The sequence below is a fragment of the Alcaligenes sp. GCM10023179 genome (genome assembly GCF_042653705.1).
GTDB classification, from domain to species: Bacteria; Pseudomonadota; Gammaproteobacteria; order Burkholderiales; family Burkholderiaceae_B; genus Alcaligenes; species Alcaligenes phenolicus.
This window is the reverse complement of record NZ_JBHSIQ010000006.1, coordinates 279201-303342: the sequence shown is the minus strand read 5'-3', so window position 1 is coordinate 303342 and position 24142 is coordinate 279201. Positions and strand designations below refer to the sequence as shown.

Genomic DNA, 24142 nt, shown 5'->3' with positions numbered 1-24142 from the left:
TTTCGGCCTGCAATCTACCCTATATCCTCAAGCCTGCTCCAGATTAGGTATCTGGCTCTTTGTCCTGAACTGGCTCTGCCTCTTCCGGCAAGACCCAATCCAGACGTTCGTGCTCTATATCCGTATGCAAGGGCTCAATGCCAGGTTGAGTGCGTTTAGCCCTGGCCGATAGCTCGGCAAAGCGGCTGACTTTGCCGTACAAGCCTTGCTGGCCGGCCAGTGCAGTCACCGTGCTGTTGTAGTGTTTGCCCGCCTGCCCCAGGGTTTCGCCCAGCTTTTTCAGGCGCTCGGCCAGGATGGATACCTGGTTGTAGATATCACCTGCGCGCTGACTTAATTCATGGGCTTGCTCGTTGCTGCGCACCATCATCCAGATATTGGCTACGGTACGCAAAATAGGCAGCAAGGTTGTGTGCGAGACCATCAGGACGTTCTTGCCCAGGCCGTAGTCAAACAGGCCATGATGATGCTGCAAAGCCTGCATATAGGCCGCTTCAATGGGCACGTACATGAACACGAAGCCGGGGCTGTTCAAGCCTGCCAAGGCGCTGTAATCCTTGGAGGCCAGATCATCAATATGATTGCGTAGCGCTTGCACATGCGCTTGCAGGCTTTGTTGGCGTTCCTCGTCAGTCTCAGCGCGGATAGCGCGGTCGTAATCCACCAGGGATACTTTGCAATCAAGCACCAGATGCTTGTCCTGCGGCAGGTGCACGACGAAGTCGGGGTATCGCAAGCGGCCTTGCTCGTCGCGGGCCTGCCATTGTGTGTCGAAGTGGACACCTCGTACCAAACCGGCCACTTCCAGCGTTTTTTCCAGCTGAGTTTCACCCCAGTTGCCAGTAGTCTTTTTGTCGCCCTTCAGCGCCACCGCCAGGGAGTGAGCCTCGGCACTCATGCGCAGGCCCATTTCCTGCATGCGCTGCAGTTCCAGACTCAAGGCAGTCTGGCCTTTGACAGATTCATCGTGCACTTGATTCACACGCAACTGGAAGCCTGCCAATTGCTCCCGGAATGGTCGCAGCATTTCATCCAAAGTGCGCTGACTATCCTGACGCAGGGTCTGTCCTTTAGCCTCCAGAATCTGCTGGGCCAAAGACTCGAACTGCAAACGCATCTGCTCGCGGCTATGCTCCAGGTCCTCTTGTATGGCCTGATTGCGCATCTCCTGAGCCTGCAACTGGGCATCGCGGCGTATCAGCTCTTTGTCCAGCTCCACTGCCCTATCCTGCGCATCCTGAGTCTGCTCCTGAGCATGGGCCAGATCTTGTTCCAGACGCGTGCAGCGATCTTCCAGTGCCTGCTCGATAGGCGCACTCATGCGCGCCCGCAGCCACAGCCCGATCAGCAAACCCAGCGCCAAGGCGACCAGGGCAATCAGCACATCCAAGCCCCTCAAATCCAGCTCCATCTACCGTACTCCTGCCCAGCACCGCTCGCTCAGGAATGCCCTGGCGGGTCTGTCTGGCTAAGCCTGCTATTTAACCGTATAACGCTGGTAATTTATACACCCTTTTTCAGTCTTCTTCGAAAGAGAGCGGGATGTTTTCATCCAGCCTGCATCCACAGAAAACCTGCAGCCATGCAGTCACATCCAGATAAAACTGGACGCTAAATCCCGTATTTGGGGGACAAATCAGAAACGTCTGCTCGTTAGGATGGGGAGGTCTCTGATTTTTATGTCTTGTCATGAACTGGATCAGCAATGCACGGATCGTGGCGATTTTCTCTGTCGTCTGCCTGCATATCGCCGCCTACGCCGTCCTGAATGCCGAGTTGGGCACCGCCAACTGGTGGAGTGGCAATCTCTACGATGCCGCCACCCGCTGGTGTGTGCCTGTCTTCGTCATGGTCAGCGGTGCGCTCTTGCTGGAGCCTCGTCCCCAGGAAGGCATGAAGCTGTTTTATCGGAAGCGAGCATCGCGAGTCTTGCTGCCGCTGCTGTTCTGGACCGCTTTCTATCTGGGCTGGACGGCCTTCAAGCAGCATTGGTGGACGCCGGACGCGGACCCCTATCCCTATCTGGAGCGGCTGCTACAGGGTCGGCCTTATTTCCATCTCTGGTTTCTGTACATGATTGTGTTCCTGTACCTGTTCACGCCCTTTTTGCGTCGCATGGTTCAGAACACCAACTTGAAGCAGCTGGCTGCGCTGACCGGAGCGGCGTTTGTGCTGTCCGCCCTTAGCACCCTCAGTAATCCGGATTTGAACACTCACTCTGCGCCCTTCTTTACCTGGTTCCTGTCCTATCTGCCCTATTTCCTGCTCGGTTACCTGCTGCGCAAAGTGCCGGTGAATGTGCCCCGCTGGCTGACTATCACGGTGCTGCTGGGCAGTATCGTGGCAACGGCCTGGGGCTTTTATGCACTGGCTATCACGCACGATAGACAAACGGGTGCGTACTTTTATGATTACCTGAGCATCACCGTCATCCCCATGTCCATCGCACTGATTCTGCTGCTGCGTGACTGGGATCAGCCTTTGATCAACTCGCGTATCAGTGCCCATCTGGCGGAGCTGACCTTGGGGGTGTATTTGATCCACCCCTGGCTGATCGACCTGATGTACCGCTACCTGTTCACGGCACTGGATTTCAATGCGCTGTGGTCGATTCCGGTGCTGGCGGTAGCTATTTATGGGCTATCCCTGTTGCTGACGGCGGGCTTCAAAGCGACGCCGGTTTTGCGGGCAACCGTCTAAAAACAAATACGTCAAAAAAAATGGGCAAGCTTCCAAGGGAAAACTTGCCCATCTCCATCTACTGGTACGCAATCATCGCTACTGAGTACTAGCGGCCAATTACCCAGCGCCAAACGTTCAATACCACGCCCTGCTACCGTAAACCCATGACCGGCCACGGACAATTGATTGCCACGTACCCATCATCCGCTTCAAGGTCTAAGGACGAAATGGAGCATCATCAATAGGCGAAGCCTCGCCTGTCAGGTGAGCCGCCAGAATCGCCGCGCAGCCGCAAGCCAAGGTGAAGCCCAATGCGCCGTGGCCTGCATTCACCCACAAGCGACCGGCCAGCTTGCTGGCCCCCACAACGGGCTTGCCCGAAGGCGTAGCAGGGCGCAAACCGGCCCAGGTCTGCGCCTGCTCCAGCGGCAGTCCAGGGAATAGATCCTTCACCTGTTGCTTCAAAGTTGCCATACGGGCAGCGGGAATATCCAGGCCATCAAAACCAATATCTACCATCGCTGCCATACGCAGCACTTCACCCAGACGGGCGTACACAATGCGCTGTTCGTAGTCGGTCACGCTGATAGCCGGCACGGCCTGATTCAAGCCTTCCAGAGGTAGGCTCAAGCTATAACCCTGCAAGGGGTAGATCAGGGGACGGCCACCCAGCTGACGCAGCAAAGGCACCGTGCCCATACCGCTGGCCACAACAAACTGATCCGCCTGTATCTCGCCTTCAGCGGTTTGCACCGCACGAATATCACGCCCTTCCATCACGAAGCGCTGCACCGGCGTGTTCAACTTCAACTGGTAGTCGCTATCGTTTTGCATGCGCTCATGCAAGGCCACGGAAAACAGATAAGCATCGCCCGCTTCTTCGCTAGGTGTGTATATCGCCCCCTGCAAGCGCGAGCCCAACGCCTGCAAAGAAGGTTCCAGCTCCAGCACTTGGGCTGCTTCCAGCACTTGTTGTGACGATCCCATATCCGCCTGCAATTGCGCCTGTTCACGCGCATGCTGGAACGGGCCGGGACTGCGGAACACAATCAATTTGCCATTATTTTGATGGGCAAACTCCAGATTGAAGCGCTCTTGCCAGTCGTGCAGGATATCGCGGCTCAGATAGGACAAGGTCAGCATCTGCGCGGTAGTACGGCGCACCACATCGCCTCGGCAGGCTTTCAGAAAATGCAGCAGCCAGCGCCACTGCTGCGGGCTCAACGCAGGCTTGAAGCGCAGGGGCGAGTCTTTATTCAATAACCAGCGTGGCAAATCCTTGAACACACCGGGATCGGCCAGGGGGGCCACATAGCTGTAGCTCAGTTGTCCGCCGTTGGCAAAGCTGGTCTGTCCGGCTACTTGCGAACCGGCTTCCAGTACCGTGACCTTCACCCCTTTCTGGCGCAACATGAACGCGGTGCTCATTCCAATGACACCGGCGCCGATAATACATACATGCATGGAAATACCCCCAATAACTGGCCTCTATTGTCTTGGGGGTCGCTGCAGAGCGCCAATGAATAGTTGGCGCACTCCATAACCCTGGGTTATGGAATCAGCGTTCTACTCAATCCGGAAAACGGCAGTCCAGCAGAGCCTGCCGGATGTGGTCCAACACACGTTCACGCGAGCCAGAACCGGCATCGTCGTGAGCCGTCAAAATGCTGACTGGAATTGGCAAAGGCTCGGGCAGGCGGTGTATGGCAAGGCCTCGGCCCTGCATGGCACGGGCCGTAACCAGATCCACCAGGGCCTCGCCCACCTGTTGTAAAACCAGGCCACAAGCCACGTAATGAGTCTGCACGCGCATGAAGGGCGCAACATCGGGGACATAGCTTTGCAGCAGATCTTCCACCATCGCACCGACAGGATCGTCAGCGTCCAAAGCGATGAAAGCACGCTCGGCCATCTCCCCCCAATGACGCAAAGGCGCAACGCCCGGCAAGGTGACGTGCACCAGTTCGGTATGAGCCAGCACCTGCTGTTGCACTCCGGAAGATTCGCCCTGATCAAAGCTCATCACCATATCCAGGTCGCGCGTTTCCAGAGCTTGCAAGAGCTCCCCGCTGTGATGGGTGCGCAGCTCGAAACTCATGGCCGGATGAGCCTGACGACAACGGCTCAAGGCCACCGGCAATAGCTCCAGACCAAACGCCGGGCTGCTGCCAATACGCCACAAGCCTTCATGGTGAGAGCGCAGATTACGCGCCAGTCGGCTGACGTCATCCAGGTTCTGATGCAGACGCGCAACGTAGGGAGCCAGAATACTGGCCTCACGCGTGGGGATCAGGCGGCCACGCACACGGTCAAACAAGCGAAAGCCCAGCTGCATTTCTGCGGTTGCCAGCATTTTGCTGGCCGCAGGCTGAGAGATATGCAGCAACTGCGCCGCCTGCGTCAAAGAGCCGCCACGGCAAATCGCATCAAAAATTTCTACATGCCGCCACCGCATCGACTGGCCCTCCTGCTACGTGCTGGTCTGAAAACGACTTATTATCCTGCAACTTGGCCTGACATAAAACGCGTCAGCCCCCTGGGCTTACTTGGTATCCTATAGCCCTTTGAGTCTTTTGCCGTGCGCCAGGCGCCGGGCGAGCTTATGGCTGCCAATCCTTATAAAAAACGCGAACCCAATATCCGTGAACAAGTCTACGGCATGCTGCGCCAGGACATTGCCCTGGGCAAAATCGGCTTTGATGTGCGGCTGGTGGATAACGAAATTGCCGCCAGCCTGAATGTCTCGCGCATGCCGGTGCGTGAAGCCTTGCTGCAACTGAAAAACGAAGGGGTGCTGGAAGGGACGTCGCGTGGCTTTGTGCTGCGGGTCTACACCGCTCAGGATATTGAAGATATTTTCTCGGTGCGCCTGCTACTGGAGCCACCAGCCGCCAAGCTGGCCTGCATGAATCAAAGCAGAGTGGGCATGCTGGCCATGGAACAGGCCCTGAGCCGCATTGAAGCCACGCATCAGCAGGGCGACCCTATCGACAACATTCAGGCCAACTGGGCGTTCCGCAGCGCTTGGATCAGCATGGTGCCCAACAAACAACTGGTCGATACGATGGCGCGTCTGCATGATCAGGCTGATCAGGCCCGGATTGCCTGCCTGCAAGACCCTCAATTCCGTCTGGAAACCATGCAGCGAGCCAAGGCGATTTGTCGGGCCTTCAGCGAGCGTCAGGAAGAACAGGCGGCTCATCTGATTATGGAAAATCTGGTCATTTGCTGCTCGGCTTACTGCCTCAAACAGGCGGAGCTGCTGGCTTAAGGGCTTGGCGTCAGCAGGAAGCTGCAAGGCAGGCGGTGATTGCCGCCGTCTATGCTTCCTGCTCAATCACCGGCAATACAAAGCCCCGGCTGTAACCCATAGACAAGGTTTAGCCCTTCAGCCCAAGCAACTGTCTTGTGTGTTGAAGACAGTGTCCCTTCATGGTTCCGGACAGCCCACACACAACAAAAAAAGGCGCCGTAGCGCCTTTTTTCTTCAAGCCATCACGTCTTAGTCCAGCGTGATTTCCAGGGCCTTGATGGTTGGTCCCATGGCTTGAGCATCGTGCTCGATCAGGTCAGCAAACTCTTTGGGCGTGGAAGGCTCGATCTGGATGCCGAAGTCCACGAATTTCTTGACCACTGCATCCTCTTTCAGGACAGCCGTCAGTTGCTCGGTCAGGCGGGCTACGTCTTCATCAGGCGTACCAGCTTTGGCCGAAATACCCCACCAGATGGTGAATGCCACATTGGGGATACCGGCTTCGGCAATGGTAGGCACATCTGGACGCAGAGGGCTGCGCTCCGTTGTCGCTGCGGCAATCGCGCGCAGGCGGCCATCTTCCAGGAAGCCACGGCTGCCCGTCAGCACGTCAAAAATAAAGTCGATCTGGCCGCTGACGGCATCAATCAACGCTGGGCCTGCGCCCTTGTAAGGCACGTGCACCAGACGAGCGCCGGTTTCTTTACGCAGCATCTCGCCCAAAAGGTGAGTGCCGGTACCCATACCGGGCGAACCGTATGTCAGCTCCTGCTTCTGCCCTGCAGCCACCAGATCCTGAACGGTCTTGAAGGGGCTGTCTTTATTGACCAGCAGGAACACAGGTGCCTTGGCAGCCAGCGTCATGGGGATCAGGTCGGTAGCTACGTCGTAATTCAGACGCTGGTACAGGTGGCGGTTCAGAGAGTAAGCACCGCTATCGGCCAGGAACAGCACCGTACCCAAAGAGCTGGGGTTGGCGTTTTTCACTACGTTCATGGCAACCTGGGCACCCGCACCAGGGCGGTTTTCCACGATGACTTTCTGATCAAAACGCGTGCCCATTTCCTGGGAAATCACACGCGCCAACTGGTCAGCCGCACCGCCCGGTGGGTAAGGCACAACCAGCGTCACATTCTTGTTTTGAGCATGGGCCTGTGCACCCAACATCAGCGCACAACACGTTGCCAACTTAAGCCATACCTTCATTGTTCTATCCCCGTTGCCCCTGTGGGCTTATTCAAAGTCATTGTGAAGCACATTGGCTCAAACACGTGAGCCTGGCCTGCTTTTTGCTGATCGACTGTCGTCCATAAACCTGATCAACCGTCTTGCTGGCCGTACTTCCCTGGCCTGCAAAACGCCTCCTTTTTCTGTCCTTGCTCCGCCCCTGGTTTGCGCGAAATACCACTGCCTGGTGAGCTCTGCTACTTCGGGTTTTTCCGGTGAAGGACAGGAATTTCAAAATAATATATTGCAGTATACTGTTTGCAGGATATTAGTAATTTCACCCATGCATATCGGCTTGCCGCCTTGATCGCGCGTTGGCCGGGAGACAGATTGATCATGCACGCCCATTCCATTCCAGCTTCTGAATTGCCGCTGTTTTCAATACCTGCCACGCAGCGCACGGTACCCGCCCTGTTGCGCCTGCGCGCAGAGCGCATGGGTGATGCTCCGCTGTTTTCAGACCGCAACACTCACTACACCGGCCAGCAAACCTTGCAGAGGGCCGCTGCCAGTGCCAGCCGATTGAGCCGCGCCGGTATCAAACGTGGCGACCGTGTTGCCTTGCTGTGCACCAACCGCCACGAATTCCTGGATATGGTTCTGGGTTGCGGCTGGCTGGGCGCGATTGTGGTGCCTATCAATACGGCCTCGCGCGGGGCGCAGTTGCAGCACATCTTGTGCAATAGCCAAGCCAGTTTGCTGGTAGTGGAAACGGATCTGACGCCGCTGCTGGCCGATGTGGACCTTGGCGCTACCGCCGTCCAGCAAGCCTGGTTGATTCAAGGCCAGGAAGCGGCACAAACACTGGCGGTGAGCACCTGCGATCTGCCTGCTTTGGGCGATTACTGCGAGCCTGCCGATATAGGCCCCGGCGATACGCTGGCCATTCTGTACACCTCCGGCACCTCGGGCCCTTCCAAAGGCGTTCAGTGCCCGCACGCCCAGTTCTACTGGTGGGGCATTTACACTGCCAGCAAGCTGGGCATGAAGCCCGATGATGTGCTGTACACCTGCCTGCCCATGTTCCACACCAATGCCTTGAACACGTTTTTCCAGGCTCTGGTCAGCGACGCCTGCATGGTGGTGGACAAGCGTTTCTCGGCCAGCCGTTTCTTCGACAATCTGTATGAAACCGGCGCCACGATTACCTATCTGCTAGGCGCAATGGTGCCTATCTTGCTGTCCAAACCTGAGACGGCGGCAGAGAAGCTGCACAGGACGCGCATTGCATTAGGCCCCGGTGTTCCCGAGCAATTTCATAGCCAGTTTCTGGAGCGCTGCCGCATGCATCTGCTGGATGGCTTTGGCTCTACCGAGACCAACTATGTGATGGGCCGTGGCATTCAGGAACAGCGCAATGGCTATATGGGCCGCGTCTCTGAAGGCTTTGAGGCGCTGGTCGTGGATGAGCACGACAATCCCTTGCCAGACGGTGAAGTGGGCGAGCTGTTATTGCGCGCCGATGAACCCTACGCCTTCGCGCTGGGATACTACGGTCAACCGGACAAGACAGTCGAAACCTGGAAAAACCTGTGGTTCCACACGGGTGACCGCGTCGTGCGCGATGCGGATGGTTACTACCGCTTTGTGGACCGCCTGAAGGACATGATTCGCCGTCGTGGTGAGAACATTTCCTCCTACGAAGTCGAGCAGGCTTTGGCCAGCCATCCTGCGGTCCATACGGTTGCTGTCTATGCCGCCAAGTCCGAGCTGGCCGAAGACGAGGTCATGGCCATGATTGTGTTGCGTCCGGATTGCACGGTCAGCTGCGAGGAGCTGCTGCAGCATTGCGAGCGCCGTCTGCCCTACTTTGCGGTGCCGCGCTTTATTGAGTTTGCCCAGGTCTTGCCCACCACGGAAAATGGCAAGATTCAGAAGTTTGCCCTGCGTGATCGCGGCATTGGTCCCGACACCTGGGATAGAGAAAAAGCAGGCTATCAGGTTCGCCGCTGATGGCTGCCACAGGAATTCAATATGACGCCTAATTTCAATCTGGACACGGTGCGCCTGCTGGGCGCAACCGAGGTCACCTACACCCGGCGTGGTCAGCTTGGCACCTCCGAGCTGCTGGCCCAGGCTTTCAAACAGGCCATTGCGGCTGCCGGCGTAAAGGCCAGTGATATTGACGGTTTAGGGGTAGCCTCGTTCACCCACGCTCCCGATCGGGCTATTGATCTGGCCTGGAAGCTGGGCTTGAAGGTAGGCTGGATCATGGATGACAGTAATGGCGGCGCCAGTGGTCTGAATATTCTGCAGCACGCTATTCGCGCGGTTCAGGCAGGTGATGCCCGCTGTATTGCGATTGTGGCCGGGGATCATTTTCAGGCCAAGGACTTCCAGCAACTGGTCGAGAACTACAACCAGACGACCTACGATCATTTGCGCCCTTTAGGGGCTGGCAGTCCGAATCATCGCTTTGCCATGCTGACGGCGAATCAAATGCGCAAGCTGGGTTTGGAGCGAGAGGACTACGCAGCGCTGGTGATGCACCAGCGGCTATGGGCCAGCATGAATCCGGGTGCTGCGTATCGCAGTCCCATGAGTCTGAATGATTATTTGAATGCGCCTCAAGTAGCGGATCCTTTGACGCGACTGGATTGTGTGCCGGTGGTGGATGGAGCCAATGCCTTGATAGTGACGCGCGCGGATCATCCGGCAGCGCAGAATCAGCCGGCGATTACGGTAAAGGCTTTACGCAGTTTTCATAATATTGATGATCAGCAAGGCGATGGCTTGAGCACGGGTTTGGCGGCTTTGGCTCCGGCTTTGTGGGCGGATTCGGGGCTGAGTCCGGCTGATATGAATGTCCTCAGTATTTATGATGACTACCCCGTCATGGTTCTGGCGCAATTGCAGGATTTGGGCTTCTTTCGGGCTGATAACGCCAAGCAGTTTATTCACGAGTCGATTGCAACGGGACGTGTGCCTTTGAATACCTCTGGCGGGCAATTGTCGGCTGGGCAGGCCGGGGCTGCTTGCAGTCTGCATGGACTGGTGGAGGTGATGCGTCAGTTGAGCGGTCAGGCGGGGGAGCGTCAGGTGGCGCAGGCTCGTTACGGTTTGGTCACGGGATACGGCATGGTGGAGTATCGCTATGGCATGTGTTCAACGGCTCTTGTTTTGGAGGCCTTGTGATGAGTCCTTCTGTATTTCGCTGTGTGCAGTGTGATCATCGGGTGTTTCCGGCGCGGTTCTTGTGTCCGAAGTGTCATGGGGATGAGTTTGAGGCGCAGACGTGTGCGTCTGGTGTGGTCACAGAACTGACGCGTAGTGCCATCTCTGGCGAGGAGCCAAGCGTGTATATGCTGGCAACGGTGACCAGCGATGCAGGGCCGGTGTTGATTGCTCGTGTGCTGGATGAAGCAGTACAGCGGGGAGATAAGGTCGCTTTGGCTTTGCGGGATGGCGGGATCTATGCTGATCCTGTGCGAGAGTAAAGGCAGTTTCTCAACTGCTTTCCTTGGAATGGCTCGATTGGATGGGGTTGGGTTTAGATGCCCAGCGTGTAGAGATCGGGATGACTCAAGGCTTGGAGTCAGCCACTGTTCGAGACGATGAAGAAGGTGACTATAAGACGCTGATTGAGGGGCTGTCCGGGTGTCGGGGCTGGCAACTTGCCGGCGCTGCGCGCCGGTGCCCTGGTCAGATAATCGCTACGGGCGCACCTTGAACTCGTCCGGTGGTTTGTCCCCCGGACAAACCACAAGCGTCGGACTCAAACAGCAAGGTGCTTGCACCCCTGCGCAATTATCTGCCTGCGGCAAGTCACCTGATCCGCCCCAACACCCGGACAGCCCCTCAATCAGCTCACAGCATCTTTTATCGGACGATTGTTGATTGGGGTTTGAATGCTTCGACTTAGTGTTCTTAACGGGATCGCTGATCGTAGAAATGATTGATCGTAGAGCTGCTTGATGAAAGGGATTACTTGGAAAGATAGGAGTAGACAGTCGCTGTCGGTACGCACACAACCTGCGTCCTGCTCACCTCCAAAATCGATCTCAGCAACAGGCAGAAAGATCGTTAAAGTTCTTATGCGCCGCTCCCACATAAATCACTTTGTTGCACATAGATATGCGGCAAAAAACTGTCAACGCTATCGAGCATAAAAAAACCTCAGTTTGGCATCTGCCGAACTGAGGTTTTTTTTGTTTTGGAAAGCTTTTCCAGACTCTGGCTTTCTTCGCGGGACAACATCCTTATTGTCCCGCTTTCAGACTGCCTGCTCTGTCTTAGCCGATCAGTCCTGGCAGGCCCACGGCAATCCAGGGAACGAACAAGACCAGGGCCAGGATGCCGACTTCTATGACCAGGAAGGGCACGGCTGCTCGGTAGATATGGGGCAAACGGATGGACGGGGGTGCCACGCTTTGCATCACGATCAGCAACAGGCCAAACGGTGGCGTCAGCAAGCCAATTTCCAGTGCGATCAGGATCATTACACCCAGCCAGACGGTATCCACACCAGCGGCCAGAGCCAAGGGCATGAAGAAGGGCAAAGCGATCATCATCATGGAGATTTGATCCAGCACGGTACCGATGACCAACAGGACCAGCAACATGCACACAACCAGTTCGAAAGGCGACAGGTTGTAGTTCTTGATCATGCCCAGGAAGCCTGCGCTAGCACCGGAGAAACTCAGCAGTTGTGCGAAGGTGGTGGACGCAGCCAGGATGAACAGGATCACAACCGAGACTTTGGCAGTTTCGATCAGGCTTTTCCACAAGGCTTTCAAGGTCAGGGCACGGTAGGCGATGGTGGCGATCACCGAAGCCACCACGCCGATCGCGGCCGATTCAGTGGGCGATGCCCAGCCGGCCAGCATCGAGCCAACCACCGCAATAAAGATACCCAGCAATGGCACGACGTTGAACACGAAGGGTTTCCACAAGGCCCAGCCTTTCAGGCGAGTGGCTGGATCTTCGTCGCTCATGGGGGCGTCTTGCGGACGCAGGCGGCTGCGCACGACCACGTAGGCCAGAAAGCCTGCTGCCATCAACATGCCGGGCAGGATGCCGCCAATCAGTAGTCGTTCGATGGAAATGCCAGCCAGGCTACCCAGCATGACGGCCAGAGCCGAAGGTGGGATCAGCATGGCGATACCGCCTACTGCCATGATGGGGCCCATGGCCATGGTGGGGTGATAGCCGCGACGCAGCATTTCTGGCAGCATCACGCCGCCCATCATGGCGGTGTTGGCAATGGACGAGCCCGACAAGGTAGCGAAGGTCGTACCGCCCAGAATACTGACGATGGACAGTTTGCCCGGCACGCGCGAGATCATGCGTTCGATGGAGTCGATGGCTTTGAAGGCCAATCCAGTGTGGAACAGCACCTCACCCATCAGGACGAATAATGGGATAGGAGTTAAGGAAAAACTGCCAATAGAGGCGGTGGTGTTACGCGCCCATTGGGCCAAACCAGCCGCCTCACCCAGAAACAGCCACGCGCCCAACAAGTTCACGGACAGGAAGGCAAAGACCACCGGTGTGCCGATGGCCATCAAGAGAAAAAGTGACCCCAGCAGCAGGATCAAGGCCATGTGCCATTCCATGCTCAGACTCCTTGCTCAACAGGACGGGAAATCAGGCGACGCAGGAATTCCAGCGCCAGCATGGATGCACCAAACAGCAAAGGCAGATTCAGCCACCACTCCGGGAACACCAGGGCTTTAAATACCATGGCCCCTTGCTCGTGAGCATCCAGAGCGACGACGGCACATTGCCAGGCCAACACACCACAAACCACCAGACCCAGCAGGTTGGAGATTAGGTCCAGCAAGCGCTGGACAGACGTGGGCAGATTGTTGAACAGCACGTCGATACGGATATGACCACCCAGGTACAGCACCCATGGCGCTGCCACGAAGGTGGCAATGATCAGCATGTATTCGGTTACTTCCACGCTGGTGGACAGCGCGTCGTAACCCAGGTTGCGCAGCACCACGTCGGCACAAACCAGCAGGCTCATCAGCCCGAAAGTCAGCGCCGCAACGGCTCCGCAAGCGTTCATTAACAGGGCGTAAGGACGCCCCCAGGTCGTGTTGGAAGGCTGGCCTTCCGGGGCAGTTGCAGCAGACATCGCGTCTTCTCCGCAGATCAAAGTCACTGAAAGGGCGGGCATCTTGCCGCCCGTATGGCACCATCAAAAAGTGGACACTGTCCCCAAGGGCGCAATGTCCACTGTCAAAAACTACGTAATCAGCAATCTTGTTTAAGGCTGATAACCACCAAACAGTTCACGCAGTTGCGCGGCGTATTTGGGGCTGGATTTATCGATACCGGCCCAGCCTGCTTCGTAAGCCTTGGTACGCAAGGCACGAGCCACTTCAGGTTCCAGAACCAAGGCTTGCACACCGGCTTGTTCGGTGGCCGCTTTTTCATCAATTGCCATCTGGTGTTCAGTCACGTTCTGCGACTCCATCCACTCGATTTGCTTACGCATGAAGGCTTTCTGGTCTTCGTCCAGTTTTTCCCAGCTCTTCTGGTTCATGAAGAAACCCACTTCCACGTTGTAGAAGCCTGGCTCGACACGGTATTTGGTCTTTTCATGCCAGCCCATTTCCATCACACCCACGGAAGGCCAGCCATAGCCGTCAACCACGCCGCGTTCCAGCGCGGTGTAGACCTCGCCCGGTGGAATCTGCAGCGGCGTTGCGCCAATTTCACGGAAGAAGGACAGGTACACGGGCACGCCACGCAGCTTGAAGCCCGACAGGTCTGCCGAGGTCACAGGCTTGTTGGTATAGATGTGGTATTGCAAACCATCTGTCGTACGAGCCAGCCAGGTGATGTTGGCTTTCTCGCGGTGAATCTTGTCCATCAACTCATAGCCGCCGTTCTGACGCAGCTCGCTCATGGGTTTTTCTGTCAGCGTCAAAGCCAATGCTTCAGGCACCAGATTGGCGTGGAATACGGCTGTGGTATTGGCAAAATCAATCACGCCGGAACGTAGCGCGTTACCTACCTCGAAAGGAGGAATGGCCTCTGGACCACCAATCACGTTGATCTGCACCAGGCCCTTGCCTTCTGCGTTGACCTTGTCCACAAACTGTTTGAAGCGCTTGGTAAAGAAGGTGTCCATCGTAAAGACAGATACCGCTTTCAGCGTTACTTCCGCTGCCTGCGCGCCAGCCATTCCCAAAGCCAGCAAGGCCGCTGCCACCACCCGAGTTGTTTTATTCACCATGACGGAACTTCCGCAGAAAGGTTTGTTATGAAATTTTAGTTTAGATATAAATATATCAATAATCAATTATTTATAAGTCGGGGTTTTCACTAAGCGCGCTACGGGCCCATAAGGTCTGGCGCCGATATTGCACCTGAATTCTGTATGCGGACGGCCTGCTGTATCATCACAGACTTCTAGTTTTGTTGGCTTAAAAGGTATTACCCATGACATTTTCCGCTGTGCTGTTTGATTGTGACGGTGTGCTGGTAGACAGCGAACCAATCACGGTTCGTGTACTGCGGGATATGTTGCAAGAGGAAGGCTGGGTGATGACTTATGAGCAGTGCTATGACTGGTTCATTGGCAAGGCGCTACCCGACGAGCTGCCCACCGTGCGCAAGATGACAGGTAAAGATCTGGACATGGAATGGGTGATGGCCTTTCGCATGCGCCGCAACCACGCCCTAACCAATGAAGTCATGGCCATTCCCGGTATTCAGGACACGCTGGATGCGATCTTGCGCGACAAGCCCGGCATGATTGCCTGCGCGTCTGGCGCAGACCGCGCCAAATTGGTGCTGCAATTAGGCCAGACCGGCCTGCTGGATTACTTCGGCACCCATATCTATAGCGGCGCTGAAACGCCACGCAACAAGCCTTACCCGGATGTCTATCTGGCCGCCGCTCAAGGGCTGGGCGTTGACCCGCAACAATGCCTGGTCGTGGAAGACAGCGTGACTGGCGCAAGTGCAGGCTTGGCCGCCGGTGCAACCGTGCTGGGCTACTGCCCGGTTCCTGACAAGGAGGAAGAATTGCGCCGCCTGGGTGTGCGTGACACCTTCCGCCGCATGGACGAGCTACCCGCTTTGATTGCCAAGTTGGAGCAGGAACGGGTACAACGCTGATTCACAGCGAAACAATAGAAAAGGCGCTGTGTTTTAGGCAGTTTCTTCAAAAGAGGGAGATCCCACCTTTTGGAACTGCTCAAAACACAGCGCCTTTTTTGCCGCCAGACCGTCTTAAGACTCGGTGCCGCCAATAAAAAGCCCCCTCGGGCGGCAGCAAACCGAAAAGCGTAGTGTGGGGCCTTTTTTCTGTTGCTTAGTCTTCCAGATGGAAGGTGTGCAAAATTCTATGCAGCACAGGGGCAATAATCAGACCGAAAGTCGCGGCCAGTACCAGACTGATATACGCGCCATAAATGGCAAAGAATACCTTGCCAGCCCACGTTTCAGGCAAGGCCATCGGCCCCAGCCCACCGACCATCATGGCGGCATTCAAGGCCGCATCGTGCCAGTGCACATTCTCTTCAAACCACATATGGCCCAATGCACCCAGCATCAGAGAAAAGGCCACAAAAACAATACCGATAAGGGCATGCGCCAACAGGCGCTTGGCAAATTGCCACCCCGTAATCAGGGGCTCATCACGTGACTCATACATGTCATTAAAGAGTATTAGCCTGGACCGTTAAAGAAGCTAACCATTGGCTGACCTGCAAGGACAAGGCATCTGTGGCCTGCCCAAATGCTTCAACCACCTGTGGCACGGCCGTGCCGACAACATCCTGTTGAGCGACAAAGCGACGGGTCTGAATCAACTGGCCCGAGCGCTGATCGCGCACTAGCGCATCAAACTGAATCCGTACCCGTGGGGCGCCCTGAATATACTCGACCTGGAATGCTCCCAGCGTCCCGCCCACTTCCACATCAGCAATGACAGATTCGGTATCCAGCACAACCGCCCGGAACTGAGCCGAGTCACGCAAGGCATCGGCCAGTCGATTACGCAACAAGGCGGGCACATCGTCACCCCAGCGTACGCCTTTGTAGGCACTTAGCTCGTTACCTTGAGGCAGAACCGTAATGCGCGAGCTGGCCAGCAGGCGCTCGGCGTGGGGCCGGTTCACCTGAATAATCAGGCTCTTATGCGAAGCGGGCGCTTGCTGGGCCTTCAAACTGGTAGCGGGAAGCTGATAATACGTCAGGGATTCGGCCTGAGGCAGGACCGAGCAGGCGGTGGACAAGACGGCCAGACCGACTAGCGATACCTGCAAGAAACGACGCACAACAGTGGGCATCATGGTGTGAACTCCTGTAATTTGTCGCGACCCAAAAGGTAGCCGGCTGGATTATCTTCCAGACGGGAGGTGACGGCACGGAAACCGGCCAGCACCTGACGCAATTCACGCAAGGCGGGTTCGATCTCGGTCAGACCCTGAGCACCCCGGCCAATAGCGGCCGAATTCTGCTCCAACAGCTTGTTCAAGCTTTGTGTGGCACGGCTGAAATCCTCCATGGATTTCTGGATGGCATTCATGGCTTGCGTACCCTGACGGTCTACCAGACCTTGTGTAGACGACAGCAAGGTGGTGGCTTGCTGGCTGGCCTGGGACAACTCCTTGACCAAGGATGGCACGCCTTCGCTAGCGGTCGAGAGCTGGCCCATCAAGGCTTCCAGCTTTTGCAAACTGGCGGACAGGGACTTGGAGTTCTCGGACGACAAGAAGGTATTGGCGTTCTCCAGCAGCTTGGAAATTTGCGTCATCAACTCTTCACCACCGGCCATCAACTGAGCCAGAGGGGAAGGCGAAGCCACAATCATGGGCAGGTTATCGCCGGTGGCTTCCAGCAAGGGGCTGTTCGGTGTCCCCCCGCTAAGTTCGATCACGGATTGGCCGGTAATGCCAGCCAGTGCCAGGCGAGCCTGGGTATCTTCGTGAATAGGGATGGCGGCCTGAATTGACACTTGCGCACGCACACGCTGCAAGTCGTTCGGGTCCAGGCGCAGCGAGCGCACCTCACCAACCCGCAAGCCGTTGTACTGCACGGCGCTGCCACGAGACAGACCACGCACACCTTCCAGAAAGACAATATCGTAATCGCGGGTCTCGGCATCTTGCCCCGCCTTGGCCAGCCAAAGCGAGAACAGGACAGCAGCCACAGCCACTACCAAGGTAAAGACCCCGATCAATACATGATGGGCACGCGGTTCCATTAACTATGCTCCTGACGACGGTTTTGGGCCTGTTCGGCGGCCCGTCCCCGTGGACCGTGGAAATACTCCCGGATCCAGTCGTTATCAACTTGCTCTACGCGCGCCAATGTGTCGTTAACCAGCACACGCTTTTGCGCCAGCACGGCCACTCGATCACAAATGGTGTAGAGCGTATCCAGATCGTGTGTAACCAGAAACACGGTCAATCCCAGCGCATCGCGCAAGGTCAAAATAAGCTGGTCAAAATCCCCCGCACCGACCGGGTCCAGCCCGGCAGTGGGTTCGTCCAGAAACAGAATTTCCGGGTCCAGTGCCAGAGCACGTGCCAGAGCGGCACGCTTGATCATGCCACCGGACAGCTCTGCCGGGTATTTGGTGGCCGCGTTGGCCGGCAAACCCGCCAGAGACATTTTCATGGCGGCGATATGTTCTGCAGAAGACCGGGACAAGCCAATATGCTCGATCAGGGGCATGGCAATGTTTTCCACCACCGTCAGCGAGGAGAATAAAGCCCCTTGCTGGAACAGCACGCCTAAACGACGCTCCAGCCGCGAACGGGCTTCGGGCGACAACGTGCCTATTTCCTGATCAAAAATGCGTACTGTACCGCCAGTAGGTGGGCGCAATCCCAGAATGGAGCGCAGCAGCACGGACTTGCCCGTGCCGGAGCCGCCCACCACACCCACGATTTCACCAGGATACACATCCATATCCAGATGCTCGTGCACAACGTGATCGCCAAAGCGATTGTCCAGGTCACGTACTTGAATAATGGGACGAGCGGTGGCCTCTACCATCCCATCTCCATGAAGAACAGCGCTGCCAGCGCATCAATCAGGATCACGATAAAGATGGACTGCACCACCGCCGAGGTCGTGTGTTCACCCACGGACTGTGCGCTACCGGTCACCTTGAAGCCTTCCTGACAACCGATGACGGCAATCAAAAAGGCAAAGATCGGGGCCTTGGCCATACCCAGCACAAAGTGCCGCAAATCAATATCCTGATTGAAGATATTGATGAACATGGTGGGTGAAATATCTAGAATCAGGGCGCAGACCAACCCACCGCCAAAGATCCCGGCCACCATCCCCACGAAAGTCAAAATAGGCATGGCCAGCAACATGGCCAGTACACGCGGAATGACCAGAATCAGCATGGGATTCAAGCCCTGGGCGCGCAAAGCGTCGATTTCCTCGTTCGCTTTCATGGAGCCGATCTGCGCGGTAAAGGCACTGGCGGTGCGGCCTGCCATCAGGATGGCGGTCAAGAGCACTGCAAATTCACGCAAAAAGGAAAAGCCGACCAGGTTTACGGTGTAAATGGTGGCACCAAAGTCCGCCAACACCGTCGCCCCCAGAAACGCAATCACCGCGCCCACCAGAAAAGTCAGCAAGGCCACAATAGGGACGGCGTTAAAGGCCGTCTCTTCCAGCTGCGCCACAATCGACGTAACGCGCCACTGGCTGGGCCGCAGCATGTTCAGAATCAGGGTTTCCAGCGTCAGGCCGATAAAACCCAACAGCTCACGCACATTGCGCGAAATGTGGACCATGGACAGGCCCACGCGTTCGAACAAATCTGTAATGCCCCAACGCGCCGGAACCAACTGCTCATGGTCCATGCGGCTCATCGCCTTGGCAACGGTTTGCAATAATTGATGGCGCTCTTTGGACAAGCCTTGCGCACTGTCCAGCGCCGCCTGCACACGCTCGGCACCCAGCCATTCGCACAGAACTTGAGCTCCCGTGGTGTCCAGGGACTTCAGTTCGCTGAAATCCAAAGACCAACGGCCCTGCTTGTCACTGAGCGAGCGCAAACTGCTTTGTAGCGCTTCGTAGTGACGCAAGGACCAATCGCCTAGCAATTGCAGCTGGCCGGAGGAATCTGTACGAACATACAGAGGCACGGACGTATTCATGCGCATAGTCTAATGGATTTGCTCTGAGAGCTTCCATAGCGCCGGCTACTTTTTCATGCTTTGCATGAAAGCTTTCCAATATCGATACCATGCACGGAGCTGCTCAGTTCCACGGTCCAGCCAGAATTTCGGCAATAATCCACTCTAGATCCTGATCCGGGACTTTGTTTCGCACCGCGCATTCCCAAACTACAATCGGGCGCCAGCCCGCCGCGATCAGGTCATCCATATTTCTCTGGTCACGCACAGCATTGTCCGCAAATTTTTTTTGCCACTTTTCCTTATTAGTGTGTGGCATTGTTGCGTACTTGCACCCTGAATGCTGGTGCCAAAAACATCCATGTACAAAAATCACAACCCGGTATTTGGAGAGCACAATATCAGGACTTCCAGGCAGATTCCTGGCATGTAAACGGTATCGAAAACCTCTTCCGTGCAGAAATCGCCGCAGGCGAACTTCCGGCCGTGTGTTTTTTGAGCGTATCCCCGCCATCATTCTTGAACGGGTAGCAACATCGACTACATCCATGGTTCCTGGTATCCTGGATAAATTCTTGTGGTATCCATTTAGCAAAGCAGACTGTAGTGAACTTCGAAAAACTTACAAAACCAATTCCAATCGTTGACCTTTTTGCTGGCCCGGGCGGCTTGGGCGAAGGCTTTTCATCGCTGCCCGACGAGCCATTCCGAATTGCGGTGTCCGCTGAAATGGATGAAGCAGCACACTCGACACTAAGACTGAGGGCATTCTTCCGTCTATTAAAGCGACGGCAATCTGACCAGTTTCTGCAGTCATACTATCAATATTGTCATGGGCTGACGCCACTTCCCTATGATGCTAGCAATCGGGACATATGGGATGAAGCGGGAACAGAAGCACAGCGGCTGACGCTTGGCAATCCTGCCGATAATCAAAAGCTAGATGAGCAAATCAGCAAGGCGGGCATTGATTCGCGCACACCATGGGTCCTGATAGGAGGCCCTCCCTGTCAAGCATACTCGCTTGTCGGAAGAGCTCGAAATCGGGGAGAGGTAGACTACATACCAGAGGAGGACCATCGTCATTTTCTCTATAAGGAATACCTGCGGATCCTGCAAAAACATCGCCCTGCCGTCTTCATCATGGAAAATGTCAAGGGCATACTTTCTTCCTCTGTTGGTGGGCAGCGGATCTTTCACTCCATCCTGCAAGACTTGACGGATCCGGACTCGGCATTGAAATCCCCATGCTCCGGCCAAGGCTATCGAATTTACTCCCTGTCCTGTCAGACAACCTTCGGTCGAGGTGACGACCCTGCATCCATCAACGCTCATGACTTTGTGGTCAAGGCAGAAGAGCATGGAATTCCACAGGCTCGACATCGCGTCATTCTCATGGGGATTCGTGAAGATATTCTGAAACTCGGTATACAGCCGGACTGCTTGGTAGTCGAACCTCCCGTTTCGGTTTCGGATGCGATTGGCAACTTGCCGCCCTTGCGTAGCGCTTTAAGCAGGCAAACAGATAATGCGGAACAATGGAAAAAAACTGTCGTCCAACACCTCGTTGAGCTGGAACATGCAGCGTCCTTGATTGAAGGACCAAAAATGACCCGGATCAGGGAAGCACTCAAACGCACATCCCAGACCCTCAAGGTCCTTCCCCGAGGAGGTCTGAGAGTGCCCAAACGTTCATCAGCATGTACCGATCGATCAGAACTCGATCGCTGGTATGAGGACGAGCATCTCACTGTATGGCTCAATCACGAGGCGCGTAGCCATATGACGAGTGATCTGCGCAGATACGTATACGCTGCTGCTTTTGCTGAGGGAGTCGGGCGGTCGCCAAAAGGACATCAGGACTTCACACTCGACGGTTTACGTCCTAATCATGACAACTGGGAAAGCGGAAAATTCGCTGATCGCTTCCGTGTGCAACTTGGAAACTTGCCTGCTACCACCGTAACCAGCCATATATCTAAAGACGGGCATTACTTTATTCATTTCGATCCCAGCCAATGCCGCAGCCTAACAGTCAGGGAAGCAGCCCGTCTGCAAACATTCCCGGATAACTACTTCTTCCAAGGCAACAGGACTCAGCAATATCATCAGGTAGGCAATGCAGTCCCACCTCTCCTGGCCAACAAGATCGCGAAAATAGTGCAATCCTTCTTTCAACAGATCGGACAAGCAGAGCCGCGTTCTACACTACGTCCTTACGAACAAGGGAAATTACCCTGAGAGCCTCCATAGCGCCGACTACTGCTTCTGCTTTGTGGACAATTAAGCAGGCTGTAAGCAGGTCAAACAATCCGGCAACATTTCCGCTATATAAATACGCCCATCCAAACCGGCGGACAGGCCGTGCCCGTACACGCCTTGTACCCGGCAACGTCCCACCAAGGTGCCCGAATCCGGGTCGAACAAGGACAGACTGGCCGTTTGGTCACTAACTAGCACCGCACCGTCTGTTTGCACAGCTACCGCCATGGGCTTGTGCATGGGGCGCAGCTCACCCAGATAACGGCCTTGCCCATCCAGATGCTGGACACGGTTGTTCTCCCGGTCAGCCACCCAGACCGAGCCGTCGGCGGCACAGGCCAGCATATGGGGGGTGCTGAACTGCAAGGGACCAGAGCCCGGCGCGCCTAATGCCGCCAGCCATTGGCGTTGCGGGTCAAAGCGATGGACCACCGTATTGCCGTAGCCATCAGTGACCCATAAGCCCCCGTCGGCGCACTCGACCGCATGCGTGGGATGGTTGAAAGGCTCTTGCCAGCGAGGCTGCTCGGGTTTGCCCAAACGCCATTGCTCATTGCCTTGGGCGTCCAGCGCCAGAACCTGATGCCCGTCCAGATCCGTGACCAGCACCCCACCTTGCGGCCGGGCGCTGATATGGTGCGGACACAGAATTTCCTCCAGGGACCAGCGCGCCGACACCTGCCCATCCGGACCAAGCACCAGCACGCAGGCCGGGCGACGCAGCAAGGCCGCGATGCGTCCATCAACCAGCACCGCCACACTGGTGATGCTGCTGATGTCCGCCTGAGTCCAGGCGCGCTCTACCTTGTAGCGCTGAGAACCCAGAGTTACGTAAGCCATTGCCATCTCCCATCCCCCTTACATGGCGTTGGGCAAGACCATGACGATTTGCGGGAATATCGTCACAATCACCGTGGCCAGAACCAGCACCAGGAAGAAGGGGAAGGCCATGCGCACCAGCTCGAACAAGTTGCGCCCGGTAATGCCCTGAATCACGAACAAGTTAAAGCCGATAGGCGGGGTGATCTGCGCCATCTCCACTGTCAAGATCAGGTAAATACCAAACCAGATTGGATCAATACCCGCAGCGATCACGGCAGGCAGCAAGACCGATGTGGTCAAGACCACAATCGAGATGCCATCCAGGAATGCCCCCAGAATGATGAAGAACACCGTCAGCACTGCAATCAGCGCGTACTGGCTCAGACCCAGGGAGCCGATCCAGGCGGCCAGATTCGCAGGCAGTCCGGTAAAGCTCATGGCACTGGTCAGGTAAGCGGCGCCGATCAGGATGAAAGAAATCATGCAGGAGGTCCGTGCCGCCCCCAGCAAACTCTCCACAAAATTCTTCCAGTTAAGCGATCGTCCAAACGCAGCGATGACCAAAGAGCCGATCACACCCAGCACCGCGGCTTCGGTGGCGGTGGCGATACCGCCGTAGATAGAGCCGATCACCGCCATAATCAGCAGCACCACGGGCAAGAGCAAGCGCAGACGGCGAATTTTCTCGCCCCAGGTCAAGGTTTCGACATCAGCAGGCACACGGTCCGGGTGACGCAAGGACCAGATCGCGATGTACAGCGAGAACAGGCACATCAGCATGATGCCGGGCAGCACCCCCGCCACAAACAGGCGAATGATGGAAACCTGAGCAGCAACGGCATACACAATCATCACAATGGACGGTGGAATCAGCAGGCCCAAGGTCCCTGCTCCGGCCAGGGAGCCAATGCTGATGCTGTCGTCATAGCCACGCGCTTTCAGCTCGGGCAAGGAGATGCGCCCGATGGTCGCCGCCGTTGCCGCCGAGGAACCACTGACCGCGGCAAAGATACCGCAACCAAACGTGTTCACGTGCACCAGTCGCCCAGGCAAACGCTGTACCCACGGCCCCAGGCCGCTGAACATGTCTTCAGCCAACCGCGTTCGATACAGAATTTCCCCCATCCAGATAAACAGGGGCAAGGCCGTCAAGGCCCAACTGGCCGAAGAGTCCCAGGCCTTGGTGGCAAAGATAATGCCCGCCGGTGCATCGGCATACAAAATGATGGACAAGATACCGCAAGCGATCAGAACCAGCGCCACCCACACGCCACTGGCCAGCAAGGCAAGCAGAACCACAAACAGCACTATTGCCTGAGATAAATCAGCCATGTTCAGTTGCCTCCAGTGTTTGACCTTGCGCCGCGTGCAGCAAGCGCCGCAACAGCATCAAGGTCAACAATCCCAGACCAATCGGCATACCCAGTTGCGGAATCCACAGCGGTACCGCCACCATGCCCTGGGCCACTTCCTTGTAGATAAAGGACTCATAAACAAAATGAGCCGTCTCCCAAGTGCACCAGGCGGCCAGCACCAGACCAATCGTGGTGGCCAGCAGCTCGTACGGGCGATGCAAACGCTCGGGAATCACCTGCAGCAAAAGCGTGACGCGGATATGATCCCCGCGCAACATGGCATAAGGCAGTGCCAAGAAAATAGACGCCGCCATAAACCAACCCGCAAAGTCATCCGAGGCGGGTATTTGCATGGAAAACAGGCGCGCCACAATCTGCGCAGTCACCACAACCCCGATCAAACACAGGAAGAATGCGGCCAGTGCGCCGCAGACTCTGGCCATACGCTCCAGAACGATCATGGACGCACCCCT

At 56.2% G+C, this 24142-nt stretch carries 23 protein-coding genes; 7 read left to right on the top strand and 16 right to left on the bottom strand.

Translation table 11 applies throughout. The features are described 5' to 3' along the window. Window positions 1-43: 43 nt before the first annotated feature. Complete coding sequence (gene rmuC, locus ACFPDR_RS18405; protein ID WP_268378488.1) at window positions 44-1411, bottom strand: DNA recombination protein RmuC; 1368 nt, start codon at window positions 1409-1411, stop codon at window positions 44-46. A gap of 278 nt (window positions 1412-1689) precedes the next feature. Here rmuC and ACFPDR_RS18400 point away from each other — a divergent pair, with 278 nt between their 5' ends. Continuing rightward, complete coding sequence (locus ACFPDR_RS18400; protein ID WP_042484652.1) at window positions 1690-2700, top strand: acyltransferase; 1011 nt, start codon at window positions 1690-1692, stop codon at window positions 2698-2700. A 198-nt stretch (window positions 2701-2898) separates the two neighbouring features. Here the strand turns inward: ACFPDR_RS18400 and ACFPDR_RS18395 are convergent, their stop codons facing one another. After that, on the bottom strand, window positions 2899-4146 hold the full coding sequence (locus ACFPDR_RS18395; RefSeq protein WP_376911739.1) for a D-amino acid dehydrogenase: 1248 nt from the start codon (window positions 4144-4146) through the stop codon (window positions 2899-2901). Between the two features lie 106 nt (window positions 4147-4252). Further along, window positions 4253-5137, bottom strand: coding sequence for a LysR family transcriptional regulator (locus ACFPDR_RS18390; RefSeq protein WP_376911738.1), 885 nt, complete (start codon window positions 5135-5137; stop codon window positions 4253-4255). Between the two features lie 147 nt (window positions 5138-5284). Here ACFPDR_RS18390 and ACFPDR_RS18385 point away from each other — a divergent pair, with 147 nt between their 5' ends. Next, window positions 5285-5953: a GntR family transcriptional regulator gene (locus tag ACFPDR_RS18385; protein WP_376911737.1), complete on the top strand. Its 669-nt coding sequence runs from the start codon at window positions 5285-5287 to the stop codon at window positions 5951-5953. 231 nt (window positions 5954-6184) lie between these two features. On the opposite strand, the gene ACFPDR_RS18380 is transcribed toward ACFPDR_RS18385, so the two are convergent. Next, entirely contained in the window at window positions 6185-7141 is a 957-nt protein-coding gene (locus ACFPDR_RS18380; RefSeq protein WP_026483815.1) for a Bug family tripartite tricarboxylate transporter substrate binding protein, read from the bottom strand. 357 nt (window positions 7142-7498) lie between these two features. Between ACFPDR_RS18380 and ACFPDR_RS18375 the strand changes: the two genes are divergently transcribed. Genes ACFPDR_RS18375 through ACFPDR_RS18365 form a run of 3 tightly spaced genes read left to right on the top strand, consistent with a single transcriptional unit; the run spans window position 7499 to window position 10599 of the window. Then, window positions 7499-9115 (top strand): ATP-dependent acyl-CoA ligase, encoded by a 1617-nt coding sequence (locus ACFPDR_RS18375; protein WP_376911736.1) that lies wholly within the window; start codon window positions 7499-7501, stop codon window positions 9113-9115. Window positions 9116-9136: 21 nt separating this feature from the next. Beyond that, entirely contained in the window at window positions 9137-10297 is a 1161-nt protein-coding gene (locus ACFPDR_RS18370) for a thiolase family protein (RefSeq protein WP_376911735.1), read from the top strand. Next, window positions 10297-10599, top strand: a complete 303-nt coding sequence (locus ACFPDR_RS18365) for a zinc ribbon domain-containing protein (protein ID WP_137431050.1) — start codon at window positions 10297-10299, stop codon at window positions 10597-10599. Before ACFPDR_RS18370 ends, ACFPDR_RS18365 begins: the two co-directional genes overlap by 1 nt. Before the next feature lie 795 nt (window positions 10600-11394). Here the strand turns inward: ACFPDR_RS18365 and ACFPDR_RS18360 are convergent. The 3 genes from ACFPDR_RS18360 to dctP form a co-directional block, all read right to left on the bottom strand. After that, window positions 11395-12717, bottom strand: a complete 1323-nt coding sequence (locus ACFPDR_RS18360; RefSeq protein WP_035268605.1) for a TRAP transporter large permease — start codon at window positions 12715-12717, stop codon at window positions 11395-11397. Window positions 12718-12719: 2 nt separating this feature from the next. Then, on the bottom strand, window positions 12720-13244 hold the full coding sequence (locus ACFPDR_RS18355) for a TRAP transporter small permease (protein ID WP_035268608.1): 525 nt from the start codon (window positions 13242-13244) through the stop codon (window positions 12720-12722). Between the two features lie 132 nt (window positions 13245-13376). Continuing rightward, window positions 13377-14351, bottom strand: a complete 975-nt coding sequence (gene dctP, locus ACFPDR_RS18350; RefSeq protein WP_035268610.1) for a TRAP transporter substrate-binding protein DctP — start codon at window positions 14349-14351, stop codon at window positions 13377-13379. Between the two features lie 206 nt (window positions 14352-14557). Here dctP and ACFPDR_RS18345 point away from each other — a divergent pair, with 206 nt between their 5' ends. Continuing rightward, the gene (locus ACFPDR_RS18345) at window positions 14558-15238 is read left to right on the top strand and encodes an HAD family hydrolase (RefSeq protein ID WP_376911734.1); all 681 of its coding nucleotides are present in this window, start codon (window positions 14558-14560) and stop codon (window positions 15236-15238) included. A 196-nt stretch (window positions 15239-15434) separates the two neighbouring features. Here ACFPDR_RS18345 and ACFPDR_RS18340 read toward each other — a convergent pair whose 3' ends face one another. The 6 genes from ACFPDR_RS18340 to ACFPDR_RS18315 all read right to left on the bottom strand — a co-directional run bounded on the left by ACFPDR_RS18340 (window position 15435) and on the right by ACFPDR_RS18315 (window position 19780). Beyond that, entirely contained in the window at window positions 15435-15776 is a 342-nt protein-coding gene (locus tag ACFPDR_RS18340; protein ID WP_009460191.1) for a hypothetical protein, read from the bottom strand. Window positions 15777-15780: 4 nt separating this feature from the next. Continuing rightward, the gene (locus tag ACFPDR_RS18335; protein ID WP_035268616.1) at window positions 15781-16416 is read right to left on the bottom strand and encodes an ABC-type transport auxiliary lipoprotein family protein; all 636 of its coding nucleotides are present in this window, start codon (window positions 16414-16416) and stop codon (window positions 15781-15783) included. Beyond that, complete coding sequence (locus ACFPDR_RS18330; RefSeq protein WP_035268619.1) at window positions 16413-17330, bottom strand: MlaD family protein; 918 nt, start codon at window positions 17328-17330, stop codon at window positions 16413-16415. The genes ACFPDR_RS18335 and ACFPDR_RS18330 overlap by 4 nt, the downstream gene beginning before the upstream one ends. Further along, entirely contained in the window at window positions 17330-18127 is a 798-nt protein-coding gene (locus tag ACFPDR_RS18325) for an ABC transporter ATP-binding protein (RefSeq protein ID WP_009460197.1), read from the bottom strand. Before ACFPDR_RS18325 ends, ACFPDR_RS18330 begins: the two co-directional genes overlap by 1 nt. After that, window positions 18121-19257: an ABC transporter permease gene (locus tag ACFPDR_RS18320; RefSeq protein ID WP_009460199.1), complete on the bottom strand. Its 1137-nt coding sequence runs from the start codon at window positions 19255-19257 to the stop codon at window positions 18121-18123. The genes ACFPDR_RS18325 and ACFPDR_RS18320 overlap by 7 nt, the downstream gene beginning before the upstream one ends. A 97-nt stretch (window positions 19258-19354) precedes the next feature. After that, window positions 19355-19780, bottom strand: coding sequence for a very short patch repair endonuclease (locus ACFPDR_RS18315; RefSeq protein ID WP_239054981.1), 426 nt, complete (start codon window positions 19778-19780; stop codon window positions 19355-19357). Window positions 19781-19836: 56 nt separating this feature from the next. Here ACFPDR_RS18315 and ACFPDR_RS18310 point away from each other — a divergent pair, with 56 nt between their 5' ends. Next, window positions 19837-21471: a DNA cytosine methyltransferase gene (locus ACFPDR_RS18310; RefSeq protein ID WP_239054980.1), complete on the top strand. Its 1635-nt coding sequence runs from the start codon at window positions 19837-19839 to the stop codon at window positions 21469-21471. A gap of 42 nt (window positions 21472-21513) precedes the next feature. Here ACFPDR_RS18310 and ACFPDR_RS18305 read toward each other — a convergent pair whose 3' ends face one another. The 3 genes from ACFPDR_RS18305 to ACFPDR_RS18295 are packed head-to-tail and all read right to left on the bottom strand — an operon-like array spanning window position 21514 to window position 24130. Continuing rightward, window positions 21514-22332, bottom strand: coding sequence for a PQQ-binding-like beta-propeller repeat protein (locus tag ACFPDR_RS18305; protein ID WP_239054979.1), 819 nt, complete (start codon window positions 22330-22332; stop codon window positions 21514-21516). Between the two features lie 18 nt (window positions 22333-22350). Further along, window positions 22351-23646 carry a TRAP transporter large permease gene (locus ACFPDR_RS18300; protein WP_035268625.1) on the bottom strand — a complete coding sequence of 432 codons (1296 nt, stop codon included), beginning with the start codon at window positions 23644-23646 and terminating at the stop codon, window positions 22351-22353. After that, window positions 23639-24130 (bottom strand): TRAP transporter small permease, encoded by a 492-nt coding sequence (locus ACFPDR_RS18295; RefSeq protein WP_035268627.1) that lies wholly within the window; start codon window positions 24128-24130, stop codon window positions 23639-23641. Before ACFPDR_RS18295 ends, ACFPDR_RS18300 begins: the two co-directional genes overlap by 8 nt. Window positions 24131-24142 lie beyond the last annotated feature (12 nt).